22 protein-coding genes are annotated in these 25,621 nt (G+C 47.5%); 12 read left to right on the top strand and 10 right to left on the bottom strand.

Annotation, left to right across the window (positions count from 1 at the left end):
* Positions 1-83: 83 nt before the first annotated feature.
* The 7 genes from MHI52_RS03655 to MHI52_RS03685 all read left to right on the top strand — a co-directional run bounded on the left by MHI52_RS03655 (position 84) and on the right by MHI52_RS03685 (position 9,175).
* Positions 84-1,871 (top strand): histidine kinase, encoded by a 1,788-nt coding sequence (locus MHI52_RS03655; RefSeq protein WP_405158464.1) that lies wholly within the window; start codon positions 84-86, stop codon positions 1,869-1,871.
* Positions 1,846-3,399: a response regulator gene (locus tag MHI52_RS03660; protein WP_405158465.1), complete on the top strand. Its 1,554-nt coding sequence runs from the start codon at positions 1,846-1,848 to the stop codon at positions 3,397-3,399. The genes MHI52_RS03655 and MHI52_RS03660 overlap by 26 nt, the downstream gene beginning before the upstream one ends.
* Before the next feature lie 222 nt (positions 3,400-3,621).
* Positions 3,622-4,905: an ABC transporter substrate-binding protein gene (locus MHI52_RS03665; protein WP_076216734.1), complete on the top strand. Its 1,284-nt coding sequence runs from the start codon at positions 3,622-3,624 to the stop codon at positions 4,903-4,905.
* Between the two features lie 139 nt (positions 4,906-5,044).
* Positions 5,045-5,947 (top strand): carbohydrate ABC transporter permease, encoded by a 903-nt coding sequence (locus MHI52_RS03670; protein WP_047841423.1) that lies wholly within the window; start codon positions 5,045-5,047, stop codon positions 5,945-5,947.
* A gap of 2 nt (positions 5,948-5,949) precedes the next feature.
* The gene (locus MHI52_RS03675; RefSeq protein WP_017690747.1) at positions 5,950-6,789 is read left to right on the top strand and encodes a carbohydrate ABC transporter permease; all 840 of its coding nucleotides are present in this window, start codon (positions 5,950-5,952) and stop codon (positions 6,787-6,789) included.
* A 105-nt stretch (positions 6,790-6,894) separates the two neighbouring features.
* Entirely contained in the window at positions 6,895-8,103 is a 1,209-nt protein-coding gene (locus MHI52_RS03680) for a rhamnogalacturonan acetylesterase (protein ID WP_405159351.1), read from the top strand.
* 655 nt (positions 8,104-8,758) lie between these two features.
* Positions 8,759-9,175 (top strand): sensory rhodopsin transducer, encoded by a 417-nt coding sequence (locus tag MHI52_RS03685; RefSeq protein ID WP_405158466.1) that lies wholly within the window; start codon positions 8,759-8,761, stop codon positions 9,173-9,175.
* Between the two features lie 87 nt (positions 9,176-9,262).
* Here the strand turns inward: MHI52_RS03685 and MHI52_RS03690 are convergent, their stop codons facing one another.
* The 4 genes from MHI52_RS03690 to MHI52_RS03705 all read right to left on the bottom strand — a co-directional run bounded on the left by MHI52_RS03690 (position 9,263) and on the right by MHI52_RS03705 (position 14,128).
* Positions 9,263-10,420 (bottom strand): Ger(x)C family spore germination protein, encoded by a 1,158-nt coding sequence (locus MHI52_RS03690; protein WP_405158467.1) that lies wholly within the window; start codon positions 10,418-10,420, stop codon positions 9,263-9,265.
* Complete coding sequence (locus tag MHI52_RS03695; RefSeq protein ID WP_405158468.1) at positions 10,417-11,886, bottom strand: spore germination protein; 1,470 nt, start codon at positions 11,884-11,886, stop codon at positions 10,417-10,419. The genes MHI52_RS03690 and MHI52_RS03695 overlap by 4 nt, the downstream gene beginning before the upstream one ends.
* A complete protein-coding gene (locus tag MHI52_RS03700) occupies positions 11,867-12,973 on the bottom strand; it encodes an endospore germination permease (RefSeq protein WP_076320361.1) in 1,107 nt (368 codons plus the stop codon). The genes MHI52_RS03695 and MHI52_RS03700 overlap by 20 nt, the downstream gene beginning before the upstream one ends.
* Positions 12,974-13,180: 207 nt before the next feature.
* The gene (locus tag MHI52_RS03705) at positions 13,181-14,128 is read right to left on the bottom strand and encodes a DMT family transporter (protein ID WP_405158469.1); all 948 of its coding nucleotides are present in this window, start codon (positions 14,126-14,128) and stop codon (positions 13,181-13,183) included.
* Between the two features lie 155 nt (positions 14,129-14,283).
* On the opposite strand from MHI52_RS03705, the gene MHI52_RS03710 reads away from it, so the two are divergent.
* Positions 14,284-15,678: a PLP-dependent aminotransferase family protein gene (locus tag MHI52_RS03710; RefSeq protein ID WP_405158470.1), complete on the top strand. Its 1,395-nt coding sequence runs from the start codon at positions 14,284-14,286 to the stop codon at positions 15,676-15,678.
* A 209-nt stretch (positions 15,679-15,887) separates the two neighbouring features.
* Here the strand turns inward: MHI52_RS03710 and MHI52_RS03715 are convergent, their stop codons facing one another.
* Positions 15,888-17,207, bottom strand: coding sequence for a glutamate-1-semialdehyde 2,1-aminomutase (locus MHI52_RS03715; RefSeq protein ID WP_405158471.1), 1,320 nt, complete (start codon positions 17,205-17,207; stop codon positions 15,888-15,890).
* A 130-nt stretch (positions 17,208-17,337) separates the two neighbouring features.
* A complete protein-coding gene (locus MHI52_RS03720) occupies positions 17,338-18,381 on the bottom strand; it encodes an LCP family protein (RefSeq protein WP_405158472.1) in 1,044 nt (347 codons plus the stop codon).
* Positions 18,382-18,593: 212 nt separating this feature from the next.
* On the opposite strand from MHI52_RS03720, the gene MHI52_RS03725 reads away from it, so the two are divergent.
* From MHI52_RS03725 to bcp, 4 genes are read left to right on the top strand one after another with little or no spacing between them, the layout of a single operon-like run.
* Positions 18,594-19,640 carry an ATP-binding cassette domain-containing protein gene (locus MHI52_RS03725; RefSeq protein WP_405158473.1) on the top strand — a complete coding sequence of 349 codons (1,047 nt, stop codon included), beginning with the start codon at positions 18,594-18,596 and terminating at the stop codon, positions 19,638-19,640.
* A gap of 1 nt (position 19,641) precedes the next feature.
* Positions 19,642-20,436, top strand: coding sequence for an ABC-2 family transporter protein (locus MHI52_RS03730; protein ID WP_036614077.1), 795 nt, complete (start codon positions 19,642-19,644; stop codon positions 20,434-20,436).
* Positions 20,437-20,441: 5 nt separating this feature from the next.
* Positions 20,442-21,227, top strand: a complete 786-nt coding sequence (locus MHI52_RS03735; RefSeq protein WP_036614076.1) for an ABC transporter permease — start codon at positions 20,442-20,444, stop codon at positions 21,225-21,227.
* 45 nt (positions 21,228-21,272) lie between these two features.
* On the top strand, positions 21,273-21,737 hold the full coding sequence (gene bcp, locus MHI52_RS03740; protein ID WP_405158474.1) for a thioredoxin-dependent thiol peroxidase: 465 nt from the start codon (positions 21,273-21,275) through the stop codon (positions 21,735-21,737).
* Between the two features lie 58 nt (positions 21,738-21,795).
* Here the strand turns inward: bcp and MHI52_RS03745 are convergent, their stop codons facing one another.
* From MHI52_RS03745 to MHI52_RS03760, 4 genes are all read right to left on the bottom strand, one after another.
* Positions 21,796-22,920, bottom strand: coding sequence for an endospore germination permease (locus MHI52_RS03745; RefSeq protein WP_405158475.1), 1,125 nt, complete (start codon positions 22,918-22,920; stop codon positions 21,796-21,798).
* Positions 22,921-23,033: 113 nt separating this feature from the next.
* Complete coding sequence (locus tag MHI52_RS03750; RefSeq protein WP_405158476.1) at positions 23,034-24,143, bottom strand: endospore germination permease; 1,110 nt, start codon at positions 24,141-24,143, stop codon at positions 23,034-23,036.
* A gap of 18 nt (positions 24,144-24,161) precedes the next feature.
* Positions 24,162-24,398 (bottom strand): hypothetical protein, encoded by a 237-nt coding sequence (locus MHI52_RS03755; protein WP_340983500.1) that lies wholly within the window; start codon positions 24,396-24,398, stop codon positions 24,162-24,164.
* A 4-nt stretch (positions 24,399-24,402) separates the two neighbouring features.
* Entirely contained in the window at positions 24,403-25,608 is a 1,206-nt protein-coding gene (locus MHI52_RS03760; RefSeq protein ID WP_340983499.1) for a Ger(x)C family spore germination protein, read from the bottom strand.
* Between the last annotated feature and the right edge of the window lie 13 nt (positions 25,609-25,621).

Genomic DNA, 25,621 nt, shown 5'->3' on the forward strand with positions numbered 1-25,621 from the left:
GTGTAAATATGAAAATAACTTACAATAAAACCACTAATGCATAGTATGACAGGCACCCCTCGCAAGCCAAAGGAGCGCTTAGGATGAACAAAATTAAAAACGCTTTCACAACACTACCGATTCACCACAAAACGATTCTTCTCATCGGACTTTTGATGTTGATCAGCTTTACGTTTTATGCGTCCGTACTCCGATATGTGTTCAGCATCTATGACCGCCAGATCTATGAGAAATCCTCGCAGGTCCTCAATATGTCTTCGGTAGGTATTGAGAATCAACTTCGTGAAATTTCTAATCTCTCCTTCAAGGTGATGTCGGACGAGCCGCTTCAGCAATATCTGCTCCAACTGAAAAAGGCCGAAACGGGTTACGAGAAAAATGGATTGCGTAAAAAAATTACTAACAGGTTAGTCGCATATGCCGGTTCCGAAAAATACGTCTATTCCATGCTATTTATCGATAATGATAATAACGTTATGGCCGCAGGCAATCGGGAGGGAATTTCGGAGTCGAAGCAAAAGGAACTGGTTGCACTGGGACAGCAATACTCGGGCTCCAATGCATGGCATACCAGTGGGGATAAACAGTCCCGACTCTTGTCGGTTCGACAGGTGAAATCCTTTATTGGCGGAGCATTTACATTGGAGGACCTTGGCACACTGATCATCCGCGTCCGGCTGGACCGAATTGTACAGGACCAGATGCAAGAACCGGCTGAGGACTCCCAATTACTCATTACGGATGGAAAAGAAGTGATCTATCCAACAGAATCGTCGGTTAGTGAAGCCGAGATTGAGTCTGAACTGAAGCGCACCCAGCCCTATGGAATTGCCATGTTGGAACAGGGGAGACACTTTGTAGCTCGTGCTCATTCTTCCTATACGGATTGGACCTATTTGTACACAACCCCGTTTGACCAGATGTTTAAAAAGATCCAGTTTGTCAAACAGTTGGTCACGGTGATCTTCATCATGATTTTTCTGGCGGCGCTTATCATTGGAGCGAGATTCTCTCGCAGTATTACCCATCCGATTGCACAGTTGATCAAAAAGATGCGTAATATCGAAAAAGGCGATTTGGATAAGCTGGAGGAGGCTGCTCTCGGCAATGTTCCGATATCTCCACAGAATGAGGTTGGGCTGTTGCATCGCACATTCAAGATGATGCTTCAACGGATACGTGAATTGATTGATGAGAATTATGCGAAGCAACTGGTGATTCGTGAGACGGAGTTGAAAGCGCTTCAGGCGCAGATTAATCCACATTTTCTATACAACACGTTGGAATCGATTAACTGGCTGGCTAAAGTACAGAAGCAACGACAGATCTCGGAAATGGTTGAGGCCCTCGGATTTCTGCTGCGTAGCTCTGTGAACATGTCCGAGAAGTGGATTACGCTGGAAAGAGAGCTGGACATTGTCCGCAGTTACGTGACGATTCAGCGCACGCGTTTTGAGGAAAGACTGGATTTCGACATGGAAATTGCCCCGGAGGTAGGAACGGCACGGATACCGAAGTTAACATTACAGCCGTTGGTGGAGAACGCGATACATTATGCACTCGAACCAAGCATTGACCCTTGCCGGATTCGGATCCGGGCGACAGCAGAGGGAGATAAGGTGATTATTGAAGTTGAGGACGACGGTCCGGGGATGACACCGGAATTCCTGGAACAGCTACACGAAGGACGTATTCAGACAAGAGGACAGGGCATTGGGTTATCTAACATCCAGGAACGAATCAGACTGACCTTCGGTGATGAAGGTGGAATGGTGATGAGCAGCAAGCCCGGATCAGGAACTGTAGTATCGATCAGCATACCTTGGATCAGAGAGGACGATGACGATGTACAAAGTGATGCTCGTAGATGATGAACGTGTCATTCTGGAGGGGATTTCCCAAGTGGTCGATTGGGCCGCGGCAGGAACGGAATTGGTGGATACGGCGAGGAACGGGATTGAAGCATTGGACAAAATTGGGCAGTCGCGACCCGATATTATTATTACGGATATTTCCATGCCAGGTCTGGATGGTCTCGGACTCATAGAGAAGGCATCTGAAGCATACCCGGGAGTACGTTTTATTATGTTATCCGGCTACAAGGAGTTCGAATATGCCCGCAGAGCGATGCAATATGGTGTGAAGCATTATTTGCTCAAGCCCTGCAACGAGAATCAGATCCATGATGCGTTAACTGAACTGTTGCAGGAACATCAGGATGCCCAGGTGAAGGAGCATATTGCAGGTGAGATGAAACAGCGATTGCAGCGAGTCCTTCCGCATGTGAAGGAGCAATTTCTGCTGGAGTTCATGACCAACCGCACCTATGGTCCGGTTGATCTGGAGTATTATCAGGAGTTGTTTGATCTGGAGCTTGAAGAGAACGCAGTTCGGTTACTGTTGTTCCGAATTGTAGATGAACATGATTACAGTCACTTATTTGCGATCAAAAACATTGCCAGTGACCTGCTCCCACATGTCCTGTTAAGCACAACCATTGAAGGCAAACTCCTCATTCTGCTCGCGGATTCAGCTGATCCGGCTGGACTGAAAGAAAGTATTGAAGAGGTTAGGGCTGCATTCACCAGACTATATAAATTGGAAGTGACCGCTGCGCTGAGTGAAGCAGATCGAATGATTCAGTCCCGGCGGTTGTTTCGTGAGGCGTTGCAGTATCTGAACCATCGCTTTTTTATCGGTGAAGGCAAGCTGATTACGAAGAATGATCTGGTACTGGCCGGAGAATGCGACGGATTGCATGTAGAACAGGATGCCGAGCAACTGTGTCAGTTGATCAAATCGGGCAATACCGAGGAAACAGCGGTAGAGGTGGATCGTCTGTTTGATCTATTATCGCGTCAGCAACTGGAAATTGAAGTGACCCGCTCTTACGTAGTGCAGCTGTACTCAGCTATGGTTCATGTCTGTCCACCTGAGGAGGCAACGGAATTCACCCAGCGTATGGCAGAATTGCCTCATATCGATACGTTATCTGGTTTGAAGTCTTTTGTTGCAAGCAGTACAGCCCGATTAACTACCGGTTATTACAAAAACCATATCAGCCGCCAGTCTTCCGCCGTGGAGAAGATGATGGATATCGTGGATCGTCATTTTGGAGAGGCGGATCTCTCGCTCAATGGAGTCGCTCATCAGATGCTCTATATGAATCCAGATTACCTGGGCAAGATTTTCAAAAAAGTCACAGGCGAGAATTTCTCCAACTACGTGAATCGCCTGCGCATTGAACGCGCATGTGACCATATTCGCAGAGGCGGAGATGTGAAAGTATTCGAGCTTGCTGAATTGTTCGGATTTGGCGGGAATTCACAATATTTCAGTCAGGTGTTCAAAAAGTGGACTGGTATGACACCTACGGAATTCCGCAGAATCGGCATATAACAATGGACTGCCAATCATGTGATTCATGTCTGGGGAGGACGAACAGCGCCGAGAGGGGGACTGTTGTCCTCCTCTGTTTTTTGAACCAACAAGACGGTTTTGTGTATTCAACTATGGTCGTACATTTGCGAAAATGACATTAACAAGTTTGTGAAAGCGTTATCAGAAATAAAAAGGATAACTCGTTCACACAACCATATCAACATAAAAGGGGAGATTGGCATGGTGAAAAAGGCAATATTCCTGATGATGGCTGCTTTGCTCGTGTTTACAGCGGCATGTAGCTCAGGTGGAGGAACTGAAGGAGCATCTGGAGATGACTCAGTTACCCTGCGGATCGCTTGGTGGGGCTCGGATGCAAGGCATGAATATACACAGAAGGTCATCGACCTGTACAAATCGAAAAACCCGAATGTCAAAATCGACGTGGAATATGCTTCATTTGATGACTACTGGAAAAAGCTCGCACCACAAGCAGCGGCAAATCAGTTGCCTGACATCGTTCAGATGGATATTTCCTACATCAGCCAATATGCACAGAATGGTCAGCTTGAGGATCTAGCGCCTTATCTGGGCAACCAGATCAAAGTGGACGATGTGTCCGAGAATGTTATCAGCACAGGTGTAATTAACGGTAAACAATATGGTGTACCTGCCGGTGTTAACGTTCTGGGCTTCCAATATGATCCGGCATTGCTTAAAAAAGCAGGCGTGGATGCAATCCCTGACAATATGACTTGGGAATCGTACGAAGCACTGGGTAAACAAACCGCAGAGAAAGGTCTGTATTTGGATGGAGGGATAGCTCCAGATATTTTCTTCCACTACTTCCTGCGTACCAAAGGATTGTCGCTTTACAATGCGGAAGGAACAGGTCTTGGTTATGATGATGATCAATTGTTTGTGGAGTTCTTCGGACTTATGCGCCGCATGATCGAGCAAGGTGCAGCACCTACGCCGGATGTAGCCAACCAAACTAAAGGCATTATTGAGGAATCAGATCTCGTGAAGGAAAAAGGAATCGGCGTATGGCAATGGTCCAACCAGTTCGTAGCCTTGCAACAGGTAGCGAACCGTCCACTCGAAATCGCTCCAATGCCAGGACCAGATATGGAAAAAGGACTATATATGCAGCCAAGTATGTACTGGGGTGTGACGTCCAACTCTAAAGTGAAGGAAGAAGCAGCTAAATTCATCGATTTCTGGGTGAATGATGTGGAAGCCAACAAACTGATCAAAGGTGAGCGCGGTGTGCCAATCTCAGGAGCAATCAAAGAAGCTATCGCACCTGAGCTGAGTGACGCAACAAAACAAGTCTTTGAATTCGTAGCAGCCATGGAGCCTAAGGCTTCACCAATGAGTTCTCCGCCACCGGTTGGTTCACCTGAAGTAATCTCTGCTCTGGCAGATGTGGTTGAAGAGTTGAACTTTGGCAAAATTACACCTGAACAGGCAGCAGAAACATTCCGCAAGAACGCCGAATCTGTACTTGCGAACAATAAATAACAGTTGAATGATGGCTTGCTCGTCCCACTTCAGGGATGGTCGGGAATGGGGCTACTCGCAAATGCGAGGGCCTTTCCCCGTCCAGATGACCGAAGCCAGGATGAGGGAGCAAGCTGATCCATGAAGGAGGTTCGTTCCATTGAGGCAGTATTCGTCGTTACGTAGAAACTTAACTGGATATGCGTTCATAAGCCCGTTTATTATTGGATTCCTGGGCTTCACACTCATCCCCATGTTTGTGTCCTTATATATGTCGTTCACGAGTTATAACTTGTTCACTTCTCCACGGTGGATTGGACTTGATAACTACACCAAAATGTTTTTTGATGACCCGAAATATTGGAACTCGGTCAAAGTAACGTTTCTGTATGTATTCATTGGGGTACCGTTAAGGTTGATCTTTGCCCTCTTCGTAGCGATGGTCCTAAACACTGGCTCTCGTATGATTGGAACGTACCGAACGCTGTATTACCTGCCATCCATTATCGGTGGTAGTGTGGCCGTATCCATTATGTGGCGTAACCTCTTCAGTAATGAGGGTGTTATCAACAGTGCTCTAACGGCAATCGGGATCGGGCCTATAAGCTGGTTTGGTGACCCGAATGCGTCCCTGGTTATGCTCATCTCACTGTCTGTGTGGCAGTTTGGTTCGTCCATGCTGATCTTCCTGGCTGGTCTCAAAAATATCCCTACTGAGATGTACGAGGCAGCAGGTGTGGATGGCGCGAACCCTATACGGAAATTTTTCAGCATCACCTTGCCACTGCTTAGCCCGATCGTCCTGTTCAATATGATTATGCAGACGATTGGAGCATTCATGACGTTTGTACCTGCCTATATTATCTCCAAAGGCGAAGGCGGTCCAATGGACGGTACGATGCTGTACTCCCTGTATCTGTTCCGTCAGGCGTTTATGTTTAACAACATGGGTTATGCTTCGGCAATGGCCTGGATCATGCTCATCATGATCGGTATACTCACAGTAGCTGTGTTCCTGACATCCAAGTACTGGGTGTTCTACGAATCTGAAGGAGGGAAGTAACGATGGTTTGGAGAAATGTGAAATGGCCCATTTATCACCTGTTCGTTGCAGCTCTTGCCCTCCTGATGCTCTATCCCGTCCTATGGATGCTATTCAGTTCATTCAAGGAAAGCCGTACGATATTCGTCACAGCGGATACCCTGTTTCCTGCGGAGTGGATCTGGAGCAACTATGTAGATGGCTGGAAAGGCACAGCTGGAAGACCGTTTATGGATTACATCACCAACTCACTTGTAATCGTAGTGATATCTACCATCGGTGCTGTGATATCGTCATCGCTGATCGCTTTTGGTTTTGCCAGACTTAACTTCAAGGGGCGTACATTCTGGTTCTCCTTGATGATGTTAACACTGATGCTGCCACATGACGTGGTATTGGTTCCTCAGTACATCATTTTCACGAAGCTCGGCTGGTTAAACACTATCTTGCCAATCGTGGTCCCTACATTCTTCGGAATGCCGTTTTTCATCTTCCTGATGGTACAGTTCATTCGAACGATTCCGAAGGAGCTGGATGAGGCTGCAACCATCGATGGGTGTAACAAGTTCAGACTGTATATCCAGATTATTATGCCGCTGATCAAGTCTTCTCTGGCGACTGCAGCCATTTTCTCCTTCTACTGGAGATGGGAGGATCTGCTCGGTCCGGTATTGTACCTGAACTCGCCTGATAAATACACCGTGTCGATGGCGCTGAAAATGTTCCTGGATAGCGAATCTGCTTCCAACTGGGGTGCAATGTTCGCCATGTCCATCGTCAGTCTGGTTCCGGTTGTAGCTGTGTTCTTCATCTTCCAGAAACAAATTGTTCAAGGGATGAGCACCAGCGGATTGAAAGGATAAGCCAGATTACTGTATCTTCGTATCTTCGCCCGAATGAACGTTTACAAAAGTTAACCAAGGAGGTTATCGCTTTTGAATAAAGCTCAGGGTAGTCAGGCCGTTGCCATGGAGGCAGCGGCAGAGGGCCAGGCAGTGTCCGTGACCAGCTGGAAGTTTAACTTTGGACCAGACTCGGGAAGAGCAGATGAGACAGGCGATTATCTGAAAGTAACTGCAACAACCACATATGAGGAACGCGGAGGGTACGGATTCGAGGCAGGATCTCTGGTGTATGAGAAACAACGCATTCGTGATGACGATGTATCGGATCCCACGAAACAACATCATAACAATCCGGGGCAGACAACCATGTCTGCCCGATTGCGTTCAGGCTTCTGTATTCCGCTCAAAGCATCGTTCATCGTGGATGTTCCCGACGGAACCTACCAAGTATTACTTGTTGCAGGGGATGAATTGGCTGAGACAGTGACCCGCGTGAAAGCTGGTGAAGGCAGGCTTGTACTGCCAACCATTCGCACACTTCCCGGACAATACGCAGAGGTTAGATTCTCGGTTGTTGTTCGCGGCGGCAGACTTCGTCTGTCATTCTCCGGTCCTGCACCGAGAATTAATGCGTTGGAGATTACCCTTGCGAATCAGACCATGACCGTATTTCTTGCCGGGGATTCAACCGTAACGGATCAGCCGGAAAGTGGATATCCGTATTGCGGTTGGGGCCAGTTATTGCCGGCACAGTTCAAACATGATGTGGCAGTGGATAATCATGCCCAGTCAGGGCGCAGTTCCCGCAGCTTTATTAATGAAGGCAGATTAAGCGCCATTCTGGAGCGAATCAAGCCTGAAGATTTTCTGTTTATTCAATTTGGACATAACGATGAGAAGCCGGACCCTGAACGTGGGACGGACCCATTCACAACATATAAGGAATATTTGAAAAAGTATATCGATGCTGCACGCGAAGCCAAGGCTCGTCCGGTGCTCATCACCCCGGTGCATCGTCGCTATTTCGCGGACGATGGCACATTGACCGATACCCACGGCGATTATATCATCGCCGTGCGTGAGCTGGCGGAAGAGGAAGATGTTCCGCTGATCGATCTGGCTGAGCGCAGCCGTCTTCTGTTCGAGCAGACGGGTGTTGAAGGCACTAAGGACGACTTTATGTGGGTACTGCCAGGCGAGTATGTGAACTTCCCCTCAGGCGTGGAGGATAACACGCATTTTCAGGAACGAGGCGCCCGTCGCCTTGCCCAGCAGGTGGCAGAAGCCATCCGCGAGTTGCAATTGCAACCGTTGCAGATGTATCTGCGGTAGGTTCATGCCCTTAATAATTAAGCGAGTTAATTAAATAGCGAGCTAGCAAAAGTTGCCCAGCGAATAGCGAAGGCAATAAACTTTTAAAAAAAAGCGAGCGTAGCAGCGAAGAAGGGCGGAATCGGGTAGAGGGAGCGAAGCGTCCGCCTTTGGAGCGGGATTTCCCCTGCTAAGGGGAAATGAACAGAAATCCCGAGCCAACAGCGGCCCACAGCCCGATCCGTCCGCCAAAGCGGATGCCCCGCGAGCTATTCAGGGTTTAAAAGCTGTAGCGAGTTAAACGAAGTAACGAGCCAGCAAAAGTTGCCCAGCGAATAGCGAAGGCAATAATCTTTTAAAAAACAGGCGAGCGTAGCAGCGGAGGAGGGCGGAATCGGGTAGAGGGAGCGAAGCGTCCGCCTTTGGAGCGGGATTTCCCCTGCTGAGGGGGAATGAATAGAAATCCCGAGCAAACAGTGGCCCACAGCCCGATCCGCCCGCCAAAGCGGATGCCCTGCGAGCCCACGGGTTTTAAGAGTTGCCCCCGCGAATGAGCCGAAGAAATCCCGAACCAACAGTGGCCCACAGCCCGATCCGCCCGCCAAAGCGGCTGCCCCGCGAGCCCACGCATTTTTAACCTATATTGCACTCGCAAAAAAAAGGAGGAGGTATTTCAATGACACCTGACCAGACAGAATCAGCCACATCTGCCCGTAAGAATGTTTCAGCAGCTACAGGTCACACCTACTGGGTCATTCCGGATGGTTACATTCCCCCGGAGAGCCGGGGCACATTGGAGAGTCATGAGAGCATCTGTGTACTGAACACCAGTGCCACGGATGCGGAACTGCATATCACGATTTATTTTGAAGACAGAGAACCACTTGAAGGTATGGTCGCTGAAGTGCCAGCGAGAAGGACGAAGCACATTCGCACTGCATCGCTACGATCCGGGGAGCAGTCTATTCCGCCGGGCGTGCCTTATGCGATTACCGTTTCGAGCAATATCCCCGTTCTCGTCCAGTACAGCCGTTTGGACACGACCCAGCCTGAATTGGCTTTAATGAGTGTCATGGCGTACCCATTAGGATAACTTCCCCAATCGACAGCATAGCTGGAGATGGTAAGAAGCCCCGTAACCTTGCATCCAATGCAGGTAAGGGGCTTCTTTTTCTTCGTTTTATTCGCTGTATTTATACGTGCTCGCATTCAGGATATCCACGTGAACCTCCACTTTTCCAAGCTTAAAACGTTGGAGTGGATCCGCCCGGTTATAGACTTCCTGTTTCCATAAGGGAAGGTTGTGACGATATAAGTGTTCCACAAGACCGTATGAATCGATCTTGCGTTCCTTGGTTTTTTCGAACGTATCTCGGATTTGGGATTCGATCTGTTTCTCGGCTTCTTGTTCCATGGCATCTGGAGACCGAGGAGCCCCATGATCTTCGGTGATGGCGCTTTTGACCGTGGTAACCAGATCAAAGGTGATGCCATCACCTTGCTTCTTCGCCTTGATTTTTGTCTTGGGATGATGAAGCAACAAGGTTAGATCAGGAGTTTTTCCACCATTCCCATATACATATAGTGGGTACTGATGTACACGCTCATAATTTACGTATCGCGTACCATCTGCGTCTGCTCCTGCAACTCTACCTTGACTTGTGCCTTTGGAAATGACATAAAATCCATCCATTCTAACAAGGGGGGGCGTTTTATCACCGTTGAACCAAGTCTCGTTCCTCGATGAAACCGAGGGTAAAAGAACGACGGAAGCGGGTTCCCGTAATCCATCGAGAAGCTGATGGAGCCGGATAGGTTCGTAACCAGAATGCTGTTTGTATAGTCTCATGGGCTCAAATAATTCAATGGTCTGGGCGGATTGGTTTAATAATGCAGAGGGAGAGAGTATATCCGGGATGTTATGCTCTGTAGCATAGATCCAGGGTGTATATCTTAATTGGCCTGAATGAAGAAGTGTATTAAAGACATCCTCCAGTCGACCGTCCAGCACTTTTTTGGATAAAACAATAGCTTTAACATGAGTCCAGAGCGTTTGCTGCTGTGACGTTTCATACAAGTCGTTAATAGCCATACTCAGTGTTGTACCCTCGCCCCGTCCAGTCCAGATATCCCTAGTCTCCCGGGAAGTTGGCGTTTCCTGTTTTGCAATACTGGAGAAGTCAATCAGTTGGGCATAAGCAATATACTGGTTGTCTACATAGTCAATTCCTATCGCCGTAATGAAGTTTATACTTTGCACCTCTTTGGAATCCCAGCACCCGGTTAGCAGGATCAAGCAACTTATAAGAAGGCCGCTTATGGATACCCATCGTTTCACGGACGTTTCCTCCGGCGAGTAGAATCCTGTGTATGAAGTGCTTCTGGGCGCTTGGTTCTTTTCATGGAAGGTGGCATGGATACGGCCTGAGTGAAGTCTCCGGGAATGTAGGGAGATACAGGTGACAGATAGGATACGCCATAACATTCCAAGGATACGAGATGCACCAACAGGGCCAATAGTCCGATCATAAAACCGAATAATCCAAGAATGGAAGAGATGAGTAACATACCGATCCGGATATGGGCAGTAGCCCCGCTTAACACAGTATTCACGAGAATATAGCTAGAGATGACCGAGATCGCTACCGTGACAATAATCGTAGGGGACGTAATCCCGGCGCGAATGGCAGCATCTCCAATAATAAGCCCGCCAACAACGCTGACCGTCTGCCCCAATGCACGTGGCAACCTACGCCCAGCTTCGTTAAATAGCTCAAACATAAAGATCATCAGGAACGCTTCCAGCGTCACGGGCATGGGCAGGCCCATTCGAGTCCCAGCAATCGTTGCCAGAAGAGGCAGGGGAATCTGTTCCACATTGAAGCTGGTCAGGCCAATATAAAATCCTGGGAAGAAACAGGCGATCAGCAGTCCGGATATACGCAAAATTCGTTCGAAAGTAACGATGAAAAAGGGTGTACTTTCGTCCTCCGGAGATTTCAACTGATTGAAAAGTGTAGTTGGTGCGATGACCGCTACAGGAGAACCTTCGATCAAAACGGCAAAACGACCGTTTAACAGGGAATCAACGACAAAATCAGGACGCTCGGTATTATCTGTAAGTGGAAAGATACTCCGAATCCCTCCCATGACAGCTCGTTCCATGATTGAGGTGCCCAGGATGCCGTCAATCTCAATCTGATCCAGATTGTGCCGAGCTTCTTTCAGAATGTCTGGATTGATAATATCTTTTACATATAGAAGTCCAATGGCCGTCTGGGTACGACCGCCTTTGACATATTTCTCATAACACATCGAAGATGTTTTCATTCGTTTGCGTATAAGGGCCACGTTGGTAGTGAGTTCTTCGGTGAATCCATCGCGCGGGCCTTTAACTGATGTTTCAATGGCTGATTCTTCTGGACTGCGTCCCGGGATATCAGCAATATCCACACTGCAGGACTGCACACCATTACCAAAAATGATCAGTAGTTGTCCACTAAATATCAACATATTAAGCTTGTTAGTATCTGTGAGGTCATCCAACGGATTCAATGTTAATCCCAGTTCTTTAGGATGTGATTCCTCAATGATCAGGGAGTGCTGTTCCAGACGTGGAATAATAAATTGGTTAATTTGTTTACCGTCGACGAGACCGTCGCAATAAAGCAGAATTACGGGCTGATCAGATTGGTCTTTAACAGGAAAGGTCTGAATAACGACATCTGCACATGGATTGAACTGCTCTTTCAAAGAGGCAAGCAGTGTTTCATGGGACGTGGTGTCAATCGCTTGATGCTCCATGATGTTTCCTCCTCTGATGGCGTGAATGGATAAAGGCAACCGTCGTTGCGATAATCGCAAGTCCGCTCAGATATACGAGATTGAACGGAAATATGTATTCGACCAGAAGCTTTTCGAAGGTCATATCATCCAGAGGATACAACATGGTTAGAATAAAGAAGACACCTAACGAGATACAACTGATAAGCCTTCTGGTAGAGCTCTTAATATTCCATATTTCTACTACAATATACATGGCGAGACTAATCCGGGTGAACGAGCCTGCGAGCCACTGGTAGATCGAAAAGAAGTCAGTCTGGGCGATGTATTTGCCCAAGGAGGCGATTCGCCATTCTTCAAAGGCGGGATATCGCATTTTGGCAGCCTCAAAAGGATCGAATTCCACAATCGCCCCGATGAGTGGGCCGACTGTTAGTCCCACCAGAATGAGTGCGAGCATCAGATACTGCCATACACGTATACGTTTGGTGAGGTGAGGCTGGATATACCAGATGAACAGCAATTCAAACATGCCTGCAAGACTGTAAATCATGCCATTCAGCACTGGATGCCAGCCATGTTCTAACACAGGCAGGAGACGACTGTAATCCTTGTATTGAGTGTTCACAATTGCAACATAGAAGCCCAGCAGTACCACCAGTGGAAGGATCAATCCTGCCGTAAATGCCAGTGAGCGGATGCCTTTATATGCCCCATAGGCACAGAGAGTCATCAGAGCAATACTAGTTACCAATATTGGCGTTTCTGTCAGGTAATTTGTTTTGGCCCAAGTCGTGGTTTCGTGCAGGGTGAAATAGATTGCGCTCAGAAAAAAGAGACTGTTACCAACTCGAAATAACATGCCAATGGGCTTGCCGAGACGGGATGTTAACCATTCATGCAGAGTTTGATGCTTGAGGAAACGAGAGACATATGCGAGCATTAGCGCAAATATCAAAAATGGTCCGGCTGATAGCAGGACGGAAATCCAAGAATCCCTTTTGGCCGCAGCCAAAAGGGCAGGAATAATCAGAACATGGCTGATCAAGCCAACGGACAACATGATCAACATCATAGCTTGTAAAAAAGAAGGCTGTGTTCGTTTCATGCTGAGGGGTCTCCTTTTCCCAATAGACTGTCCTCAGCAGTGTTAACGTGATTGGAGCGCTTCATACCGTCAGTCGAAATAACGAATACCCATGGCTACTCTTACCTCTAACATCGTTTCCCGGGCCGCTTTCCGATCAAAATGCGGGGTTTGGGGAGGATGGGAGCGTATAACTCGTTGAACCAGCGAACCAACTTCCGTGCTGTCTCAATATGGGGAATCTGACTTGATTCCACTGATCAACCTATGTTTGCGACCGCTCATATTGGTGCCAAGCACACCGGCGATAATCAACAATGCACCAATATAGTGATGGCTACCCACTGGTTCATGCAATATCCATGCACCTCCTACGATGGAGATGAGCGTGGACAGATTGCTGAATACACTCATTTGCGAAGCCTCCAGATGAGTAAGGGCATAGCTCGCAAGCAGGGTAGAGATCATGGTGGAGAGAATTGCCAGATAAGCGAGTGCACCCAGATAGGATGTATCTCCAAGCGGTTTGATGTAGTCCATCATGGAACCGCTGGACGCATGTCGGATCAGGGAAGCGGCGTTAAATACAATACAGCCAACCATCAGTGTGACCCAGGTTAATTCCATTGGTTTATACTTCTGGGTTAATGGTCTTGCAAGCACACCATACCCTGCAAAACAGACTGTGGATAGTAGCAATAATGCAATACCCTTCAGGTTACTCATAGATACGCCGCTTCCTTGCATCATGAAAATAAAGACCACTCCAGAAACAGATAGAAGCAGGAATAGCTTCTGCATCGTTGATGTGCGTTCTTTCAGGAAAACTGAAGCGAGAACGAGTGTGAATACAGGGGCCATGGCCTGAATAATACCCGCTTCCGATGAGTTGGAAGAGACAAGTCCAAAGGCTTGAAAGGCAAAAAATAAGACGGGAGATAACAGCCCAAGTGGAATAATTCGCCACAGATCACGAAGGCTCAGTCGGATTTTGATCCAGCCAAAAATGACAGGAATGCTGACAACGATCAGCGACAGCGCGAATCGGTGGGCAAGCACATCAATTGGATGTGCAACAGTGACGGTCATTTTAACAAATAAAAAAGATAGACCGATAATAGCTGCGTACAATACAGCTGCGATATAAGCGTATCCCCGAGTGTGTGTTGTGTTCATGAATGCTCCTCCAATACAGTAGTCATAGCGCTTTATCTTTCATTATCCTGATGTCAGGTTCGAGGCATGTGCTGGCCTTATTCAATATACTGCCAGGTGCATCGTGCTACAATAGATAAAAGGTTAAACTGTATCGGTACAGTTGTTGGAGAGGGATGGGTGCATTGAGAAAATACGAAGTGATTGCCGAAGCGTTAAAGCAATGGATTCAGGAACAGATGCAGAAGCAGGATCGTCGCCAGTGGGCAGATAAGGGCATTCGACTGCCAGCAGTTCGAGTTGTAGCAGAACAATATCAATGCAGTGTAAGCACGGCTATTCGTGCATATGAGTGGCTGGAACAGCGGCATTTGGTGTATGCCATACCTCAATCCGGTTATTATGCCGTACAGAACGGGACAGGTGCTCAGGACATGGACTGGCAGGGAGCGTTGGACTTCGCTTCGGCTGCTCCTGATCCACGGGTCTTCCCTTATGCAGACTTTCGTCATTGTGTGGATCAGGCGATGGAGAAGAAGCAAGCAGAGTTATTTATGTATGGCACGGATCAGGGATTACCTTCGCTTATTCTGCTGTTGCAGAAGCAGTTTGCGGATTATCAAGTGTTTGCGAGAACAGAGCAGTTCTTTATCACGTCAGGTGTGCAACAGGCCCTGGCTGTACTTGCATTGATGCCTTTTCCCAATGGAAAGAGAAAAGTACTGCTTGAACTACCTACCTATCACAATATGCCCTCGCTACTGAGTGGATTAAATGTGCCGATTGCCGGTGTGAGACGTGCCCTGGATGGGCTGGATTGGGCATCGCTTGAACGTCAGTTCGCTGAGGAAGATGTCAAGTTTTTCTATGTCATGCCACGCTTTCACAATCCGATTGGTACATCGTTGACTGTTGCTGACAAGAAGAGACTGATCCGGCTTGCACAGTGGTACGATGTCTATCTGGTGGAGGACGATTATCTGGCCGATCTGGAGGACAATACGAAACAGGACCCGCTATGGTCCTATGATACCGAAGGCCGGGTCATCTATCTGAAGAGTTACTCCAAAATTTTGTTTCCAGGTCTGCGCATTGGTGTAGCTGTTCTGCCCTCACCCCTAATTCAATCTTTTGGGGCTTACAAAAAAATGCTCGATATCGACACTTCTGTTCTGTCTCAAGCTGCTCTGGAGATCTATGTCCACAGCGGAATGTTTTCTCATCACAGGAAAGTGATTCGTAACCGCTATGCTGCCCGGATGAATACGGTGCATGAGCAACTGGACACATATCCAGACTTTGCTCCATTTATGGAGGCTCCTCGAACAGGAGGGGAGCATACCGTATTACCTTTGGCGGGTGATATGCCGCTTCGTGTTCTGCTGTCCCGGCTTGAAAAGCGCGGAGTCATCGTTGATACGACTGAACGGTATTATCCGGAGGGAACATATCAGGTGCATCAGGATCAGATGCTGCGCTTGAACATCTCCAATGTGCCGAAGCAGCGAATCGAAGAAGGGATACAGAAGATCCGGGAGGAAATTTTGAAACTTCAGATCAGGCAGAGATAAAGACAAAGCTATAACAGCAAGGCCATTACAATAAAACGCATATAGTTGTTACACTCAGCATCTATCTAGTCGTATTGGCCACTCACCACTGTCTGTATATAACAAAAGGCGTCCACACAAGTTGATCACTTGTTGGACGCCTTTTCCTTGAGTTGCTATCTATCAACGATGCAGCTTGTACGCTACATGGTAGATGGAAATAATCTAATTTATTGTTGAGCCATCGCTTTGAAGGAAGCTTCTGCGGCTTCCAATGTAGCCTGAACATCCTCGTCTGTATGAGCCGTGGTCAGGAACCAGGCCTCATATTTGGATGGAGCCAGGTTAATGCCACGGTTCAACATGTGACGGAAGAAGGAAGCAAACAGCTCTCCATCCGTGTCTTGAGCATGATCATAATTCGTAACCGGATGGTCACAGAAATGGGTGGAGAACGCACCGCGGATCCGGTTGATCGTCAGTGCAATACCATGACGATCAGCAGAAGCTTGCAGACCCGCTGTCAGGTCGATAGCAAGACGTTCCATCTCTTCATATACACCCGCGCCTTGCAGGACCTCCAGACATGCGATACCAGCTGAGATGGATGCAGGGTTACCAGCCATCGTTCCCGCCTGATAAGCCGGCCCAAGCGGAGCAACCTGCTCCATAACGTGTTTGCGTCCGCCGTAAGCACCGATTGGCAGGCCGCCACCAATAATTTTACCAAGAGCCGTCAGATCCGGTTCAATCTCCGCATGATTATCGAGCCCGGCATACGTCTGAGTAGAACCGTAATGGAAACGGAAAGCCGTAATGACTTCGTCATAGATAACCAGGGAGCCGTTGGCCCGTGTCATGGCACAGAGACCTTCCAGGAAGCCAGGCTCCGGCATAACCATACCGAAGTTCCCAACGATCGGCTCAACCATGACCGCGGCAACATCATCACCCCAGCGCTCCAAAGCATCCTTCAGGGCTTCCAGATCATTGTAGGGCACAGTAATGACTTCTTGTGCAATACTGGCTGGAACTCCCGCACTGTCAGGAATTCCGAGCGTGGACGGGCCTGAACCGGCAGCGACAAGCACCAGATCGGAATGACCATGGTAACATCCGGCGAATTTTACGATCTTGTTGCGTTTGGTGTAGGCACGAGCGACCCGAATCGTAGTCATGACCGCCTCCGTACCGGAGTTTACAAAACGAACTTTATCCATGGAAGGGATAGCTTCCTTCAACATTTTGGCGAGCTTGATCTCAAGTTCAGTCGGGGTACCGTACAGCACGCCATTTGCCGCTGCTTCCGTAATGGCCTGTGTAATATGCGGGTGGGCATGTCCTGTAACAATTGGACCGTAAGCGGCCAGATAATCAATATAACGGTTGTCATCGACATCCCAGAAGTGGGCCCCTTGGGCTTTTTTCATAAATACAGGTGCACCGCCACCAACGGCTTTGAACGAGCGTGAAGGGCTGTTAACACCTCCTACGATATGTTCAAGTGCTTCTGCGTATAGAAGTTCGGAACGGGAACGTGATGTATTCATAAGATAACTTCCTTTCGTAATAAAAATATGATAAAGAAACAAGCCACAGAAAGATATGATGATTTTCTCATAAAGATATAGCCGGGCACAACGAGAGGGCAGCGTAATGGCTGCCCTCTGCATGTTTAGATTACTGAGCCGGTTGCTCTGACTTCTGATCGTCACCACTGGCTGTTTTATCTTCGGTGCTGGTTGTACTATCATCCGTTGTAGCAGGCGGGTGAATAATATCCTGAATATGCTGCTTCAATTTCTCTTCATTGGTAACCGTCAATACTTGCGCACCGCCTGCTGTACGTTCTTCTTTCAGCAGGTTCATTGGCGGAATCTGCTCACTGCCGTTCATGCTGCTCTGGTATCCGAGTCCACCCAGCTTCCACATGTCGGAGAGTGTCAGATTTGTATCTACGTAAGGATTAACCTGTTCCAGAATGGCAGGCAGTTTGGCAATGGTAGTTGTTGACTGCATTTTCGCTGTTACAGCTTTCAGCAATTCACGCTGACGTTCGGACCGAGCGAAATCCGACATCGCATCATGACGGAAACGAACGTACATGAGCGCTGTCTCGCCATCCAGATGCTGATATCCTTTTTTGAGATCAATATCGTATTCGTTATTGTCTGCTTTACTTGTATAGTGCATGTCTTTCTCCACATCAAAATCAACACCGCCAACGGCATCCACCAATTTGATGAATCCCTGGAAATCCGTATACACATAATACTGTACAGGAATGCCGAGCAGGTCGCCGGCAGCTTGCATCGCTGCATTAGGCCCATGGGTGATAGCGGTGTTGATCCGCTCCTTGCCAAATCCGTCAATATTGACGTAAGTGTCGCGCAGAATGGAGAACAGATTGATTTTTTTGGTCAGTGGGTCGAGCGATACAACCATCATGCTGTCGGAGCGAGGAACTTCACCTTTTTTCAATCCACGTGCATCGACACCCATAACGAGAATATTTACCGTTTCTGTGCCTTCCCATTTGGGTGGATCAGGCGTATTTACTTTCTCCACATTTTCGATGCCTGCAAATGGTGAATCGTCGCCGTCCTTTGCCAAACCGTCCAACTGATTGAGAATAGAACCGAAATAATATGCCGCTGCTCCTCCAATAATTAACACGAAGGCGGCAAGAGAAATCCATATGGTTCTCTTCGTCTTTCTGGTCATGCTAGCTCTCCTTTGTATTTGAGATGAAATAAAAAAACGAGTTCGAGTATTCAAGTAAGATGTAGTCGGAGCTTTCCGTACACGTCTTTTCCCAACATAAGGGCAGGACGCGGCTCCATACTATTTTAAAGCTTGCTGAATTTTGACTGATACCATTATAATTTCTTTTTGGGCTACAAGCAATTTCAACAAAATCCAAGTGAGGTATAATCATGCTGGCGATTGATGTCAAAGATTTGCGAAAGTCGTTTAGCGTCCAGAAAAGCCGAGGTGGGCTGAAGGGCGCGTTCAAGGACCTGTTTGCACGTCAATACCAAGAGGTATTGGCTGTAAATGATATTTCGTTTCAGATTCCGCAGGGTGAAATATGCGGATATATTGGGGAGAACGGTGCCGGTAAATCAACAACGATCAAGATGTTGACCGGCATATTGGTGCCTACTTCAGGGCAAATATCGGTTGGTGGATATGTTCCGTATCAGGAACGTGAGAAGTTTGTACAGAATATTGGTGTTGTTTTTGGTCAGCGCAGTCAGTTGTGGTGGGATATTGGCGTTATCGAATCCTTCCATTTATTGCGCAAAGTATATCGTGTCGGAGAGGTCGATTTCCGCAAACGGCTGGATGAACTGGTTGAGCGGTTGCAGCTACAGGACCTGCTAAGTCGTCCGGTACGGAAGCTCAGTCTTGGTCAGCGTATGCGCTGCGAGTTAGTGGCAGCCTTGTTGCATAATCCGAGTATTGTTTTCCTGGACGAGCCAACTATTGGTTTGGATATTGTGGTGAAGTCGGAAATTCGGGATTTCTTGAAAGACATGAACAAGGAGCATGGAACGACCATTCTGCTCACAACCCACGATTTGCAGGACATTGAGGCACTATGTTCCCGGGTCATCATGCTTGATGCAGGCAACATCATTTATGATGGAGGTCTGGATCATCTCAAGTCCCAGTGGGGTAAGGAGCGGGAGATCCGTTTCAAATTTGGTTCAGCTCACAACATCAGTCAGATGCAGGAATGGACTGCTGCGTTGCCTGTACGTTGGACGGTTGAGAATGAATTGTCCGCATCCGTATGGATTCCACTTGAACTGAATGTTTCGGATGTACTCGGACGTGTCGTTGGACAAGCTGATATTACCGATATTCAGATTATTGAGATTAACACGGATGAGATTGTGCGCAGTATTTACCAATCCGGTTCCGCCGAGCGTCCCGAGATTGTGGGAGCAGGGAAAGAAGCGGTGGGTGTATCCTGAGATGAATAGTGCATTTATTGATTTTATGCGCATCCGTTTTCTAACGATGCTGGCATACCGGGTGAATTATTACTCCGGCATTTTGATATATACGCTGAATATCGGCGTGTATTACTTTACCTGGCAAGCCATTTACGGTAGCAGTGGTGAACTCGGCGGCTTCACGGCAGCGCAGATGACCACTTACATCGCTGTATCCTGGATGGCACGTGCTTTTTACTTTAACAACCTGGACCGGGAGATTGCCGCAGACATACGGGATGGATCCATTGCGATTCAATTCATCAGACCGATCAATTACGTTATGGTCAAAATGATGCAGGGTCTTGGCGAAGGTATTTTCCGCTTCCTGCTGCTCATGATTCCGGGGATGCTCATTGCCATTTTGCTGTTCCCGGTTGAATTGCCTACGGCGCCATCGGCGTGGATTGGCTTTCTCGTCATGCTGTTCTTCAGTTTCCTCATTAATTCCCAGATTAATGTGATAACGGGACTGGCGGCATTCTTTGTGGAAAACAATGAAGGCATGATGCGTATGAAACGCGTCGTGGTTGATTTGTTCTCCGGTCTAATCATCCCGATCAGCCTGTATCCAGGCTGGATGTCTGCGGTGATGAAAGTATTGCCTTTTCAGGCCATTACGTATCTGCCCGGTTCTGTGTTCACTGGAAGAGTGGAAGGTACCGCCATCTGGAGTGTACTCGGTATTCAGGTGTTCTGGTTTGCCGTACTGCTGCTTCCGATGGTATTGATCTGGCGTAAGGCGCGCAAGCGTCTGTTCGTGCAAGGGGGATAACAGATATGTACTATATGGGTCTGATCTGGGAATATTTGAAGAATTACATGAAAACACGACTCACGTACCGTGCTGATTTCTGGGTGGAGATTCTATCGGATCTGCTGTTCCAGGCAACCAACCTGATCTTTATCTTTGTGGTCTTCCGCCATACGGATAATCTGGGTGGTTGGAGTGAGAGTGAAGTGCTCTTCGTTTATGGATATTTTATGGTGCCCTATGGCATCTTCAGTTGTTTTATCAATCTGTGGGGATTCAGTGAGCGGTACATCGTCAAAGGTGAGATGGATCGGATCCTGACTCGTCCTGCACATAACCTGTTCCAGATATTGCTTGAAAATGTAGATCCGCCTGCACTCGTGGGCTCGTTTATCGGCTTGATCATCATGATCTTCAGCGGAGCTGAGATGGGTCTGATGCTGGAGTGGTGGCATATCCCTGCCTTAATTATATTGGCACTCAGCTCAGTCATGATCTATGCAGGCATCTATACCACCCTGACTTCGTTGTCCTTTTATTCGGACGCGCCAACAGGTATCCTGCCGTTGATGTATAACATTCAAGGATATGGACGCTACCCGGTAACGATCTATAACCGTGCTATTCAGGTGCTGTTAACCTGGATCATTCCGTTTGCCTTTGTGGGGATCTATCCCGCAGCGTTGTTCCTGGAGAGGTCCGAGATGCATCGCATGGCGCTGCTTACACCTGTGATGGGATTGGTGTTTGGCTCGATGGGCTTGCTGTTGTGGAATTTTGGCGTGAAGCGGTATCGCGGAGCAGGTTCATAATAACGCCCTATAGCATTTCATGGGGGAGATTAGGGAGGAACTGACATGACGTTAAATGTAGGCGAATTGGCACCGGATTTTGAGCTTCCGTCCAGTACGGGAGAATCGGTTAAGCTTTCGGATTACCGCGGACAGCGGGTACTGCTTTATTTTTACCCCAAGGATATGACTTCGTCCTGTACGCAACAGGCTTGTGATTTTCGGGATCGACATGCTGAATTTGAAGGGCTGAACACAGTCATTCTTGGAATCAGCACCGATCCGATGAAACAACATGACAAGTTTATTGCCAAATATGGACTTCCGTTCACTTTGTTATCGGATGAAGAGCACGTTGTAGCCGAGCAATACGGGATATGGCAACTGAAGAAAATGTATGGCAAAGAGTACATGGGCATGGTTCGCTCCACTTTTCTGATTGATGAAGAGGGGAAATTGATCAAGGACTGGTCCAAGGTTCGGGTCAAAGGACATATCGAGGCTGCGCTCGATACGATAAAAACGTTATAAGATATATCTATACAATGACAGGCTGCATCTGTGGAGGGTTCTCCATAATGCAGCCTGTTTATTTGTTCAAAGGAGTATTCTTGGTGCGCCGCTTCTTGAACAAAGCTCTCGCTTGGTGAACCAGTAACAGGAATATCGGGAGGACTATGCTTACGGTCACGTCCCAGTCAAACCATGCGTACATGATTGTAGTGGTATAGAAGACAATATTCGGGGAGATCAGGATGGACATTGCAAAAAACAACATCATGGAAGGCAAGGTGAGCGGTTTATAGTCTTTCAGGCGAAATAGCTGTGCGGTTCCGACCACAAACCCGAAGACATACAACAAACTTTTGAAATAGGTCGACAACAGCCAGGCGATCGCTGTGAGCGCCTCTATTCGTTGGAAAAAGTTACCTACATTAATCTTCTGGGCAAGAACATACGATATGTATACATTGTGTTGTGTCAGCGTCGATCCAAGAACAAGCAGGGCGATCAGAACAAGCGAAGTCAACAGGGCACTTCCGAGTAATGCGGAGAACATCATGTCTCTTCTCAAATGGGAGCTGTGCGTGACATATGGCATAATCATGGAAAGAATGATCAGTTCTCCGAATGAAGCGGCTGCAGCACGAAAGCTTCCATCTATCATCGAGAAAACGGGAGTATTGAAAAAAGGCTTCAATCGGGATACCTCGGCTTGAGGAAGCAGAAATATGATCAGGAAAAGCAAGCTGAAAACGACAATCGGTGCCAGTAATTCGGAGCTTCTGCCGATCGTACCCAGTCCCTTCAACATCCCCCAGGTGAGTGTTACAACAAAAAGGATGATGATCGCGCGAATCGGCGTGTTTAGATAAATCTGGGTTGTCATGAAATCCCCTACTTCTCGGATGCATATAGAGGCTCCCATGAGAAAGTAAAACAGGTAGGCTGCGGACAAGACTGATCCCAGCCATTTGCCGAGAACTTTGGGACAGATCTCAATTAGGGACATGTGAGGGTAGGTCCGATGGAGCTTGTACATAAGCCACAAAATAAATAATCCAATAGGTAGCGATAACAGGGAACAGATCCAGGCATCCTGTTTAGCTGAATAGGTGACCATTGTAGGATATAACAGAATCATGTCTCCGATTATAGTAATAAAGGTAAGAACCGCGAACTGTCGAATGGTGAGCTTTTCCTGGATCAGCATGCAGCATGCACTCCTTTTGTAAATAAGATTCCAGATGACAAGGCGTGTCCGTATTACTAGTCAAGCTATGTAATACCCCACATCCACTAGCCCTTCCTCTTGAGCCGGTTCCATTAACTACGAAGCTTGATATGGTTGACACGAGCTTTGATTACATGAATCAGCAGGAGAATACCCGGTAATAGAATACCAACGGTTGTATCCCAATCGACCCAGTAAGGAACGACGGTGATAATAATGAAGGTAACGCCTGGTGCAACCAGATTAGCAAAAGCAAAGACAAGCATAGATGAAGGCAAAATCAAAAAAACATAGCGTTTTAACTTAAATAATTCTGCAATGCCGATCGTAAATGCATACAGATATACCATAGCTTTGAAATAAGTAGAGATCAGCCAGACTGACGCCATAAGTGCCTCAATTCGTTGGAAAAAATCTCCAATACTAATTTTTTGCATCAGAATGAAGGAGGCATAGATGTTATGTTGCGTCAGAAAGGCCCCCAGAACGAGTATGGCGATGGTTACCAGAGAGGCCAATAACAGGTTGCCCAGCCCAGCGGCCATAATTAAATCCCGATTGCGATGCTCTTGACTGGAGGTATAGGGCAAAAGCATCAAGATGGGGATGGTTTCGCCGACAGGATAGATGACACTAACGAGAATCCCTTGAGCGATGGATACCACATCCGTGTCCATCAACGGTTTTATGTTGCTCGTGTCAATTTTGGGTACTAAACAGAAACAGAGTACAAGAATGAACACAACTCCAACAGGCATTAATAACTCGCTGCTTCGGCCCATAGTCTCAATCCCGTTGTAAACTCCCCAGGAGACAGCGATCACAAACAGCAGAATGATGACACGAATCGGCGTGTATTGGAAAAGCTGGGTCGTCATGAAATCACCGACCTCCCGGGTATGGGTGGAGGCACCAATGACAAAAAAGTACAAGTAAAAGCATCCGACCAGCGTGCCAGGCCAGAATCCCAGGATGCTTCGGGATATTGCAATCAGGTTCTTGTCTGGATAAGCTTTACCGAGCTTGAGGAACATGGCCATCAGAAGCATGCCGATCGGAACACCAATCAGGGCGCAGATCCAGGCATTTTGCTTGGCATATGACGTGATGACGGAAGGATAGATCATCATCATATCCCCAACAACCATCATAAATGTCAGGGTAGCCAGTGCTCGGGTACCCAGTCGCCCTTTTTCAAGCATCTCTATCACTCCTTTTAGCTAAGTTCCGGTAAGGTAAGCCAGGAATTGATTCACAGGTTCATAGATCCAAATGATGATATAAAGCGGACTCGGGAATTCCCATAGATTCACCGCGATGACGCTGAATACGGTGGCTGAAAGTAACATCCCGCTGTATACAGCTGTTTCTTTCCATTGTTTGCCTCGAACGAGCTTGGGAAGATCGACCCACCCAATTAGGCATCCAACCACAACAACAGTGATGGAGAGTAGCATGATCTCAATCCTTTATTTGATTTTTGAATGAGTTGTCCAGTGCACCTACACGTCTAATTTGTATATTGGCTTCGTATTTGATCTCCAGATTGTCGAAATACTTGTCCCAATCGTTCTCAATTTTATTGAAAAATTTGGGGTCGACTTGATAGATCTCCTGGCCGAATCCGAAGATGTCCACATGATATTTACGGCGGACAGAATTGACGGTGCTTTGCATGAGTTCCTTAAGTCGTTCTTGGGATAGTTGTTCCAACTCGCGAATGGCTGTCATGGAGCCAATCTGCATGTCGCAATCTACTGAACCGATTGAGTTTACGGTATTAACCTTAATCTTGACTTGAGGTTCTCCTCCTACAACTTTACCTTTACGATCCGTGGATGCTCGAAGTATTTTTACCGTTACGACGCCTTTGCTCTTCGGACAGTCAATGTGTCCTACGGTAGATTTGACATTGCCTCGGATGTAATTGTATCCCTTCGATTCTGCTTCCGATAACCAGCCGATCAACTTATCCTTTTTGAAGACACCTAAACCCGTTGTGTTCAGTCTGGCAGAGGTGCGTATCGTAGATATATTTTCGGTGCTGCTTTTTTTGTTGAGATCCCCAAGAATTTGAACCCCTGTAATAACAGGCTGAATTCCTGGGGATAACATGTAATCGATAAGTTGGTCTCCCGTTACCGTCGTTGTTGGAGCCCAGGTTTTGGAGGAAACGTCAAGGGAACTAAACAGCTTCTCTGCCGGAATGTTATCCAGAGGTGTCAGCAAATCAAGCACTTCCGATGCTTTCGTATTTCGCGCGACCATCACATAATAGTCGGGACGAACGGTTGGTTCACGCAGTAGAGCTTCCATGACATCATAGATACCCTCTTCGCGGGCGAACTTTTCTCCAAACACAAGAATTCGGATATGAGACATGAAGATTTTTCTAGGGCTGGTTTCGGTGAGCTGTTGTATGGCTTCCAGCAGGGATTTGGCGGTGGCCTGGTATTGAGTTACAGACGTTCCCTTGGAACCAGATGACTTGGCTGATATTTCATTTGGAACCACAACTTGTGCGCTAACCCGAATCTGATCACCATCCTTGTCAACACCTAGACCGAGCATGATGCCGAGTTCATTCATTTCTTGGCGATCCCAGCATCCTGTAAGCAAAGGAAGCATGACTGCAAAGCACATCAATAAACGTAAGCTTTTATTCATATTTGGGTCTCCT

The organism is Paenibacillus sp. FSL H8-0283 (assembly GCF_045040675.1).
Classification (GTDB): Bacteria; Bacillota; Bacilli; order Paenibacillales; family Paenibacillaceae; genus Paenibacillus; species Paenibacillus amylolyticus.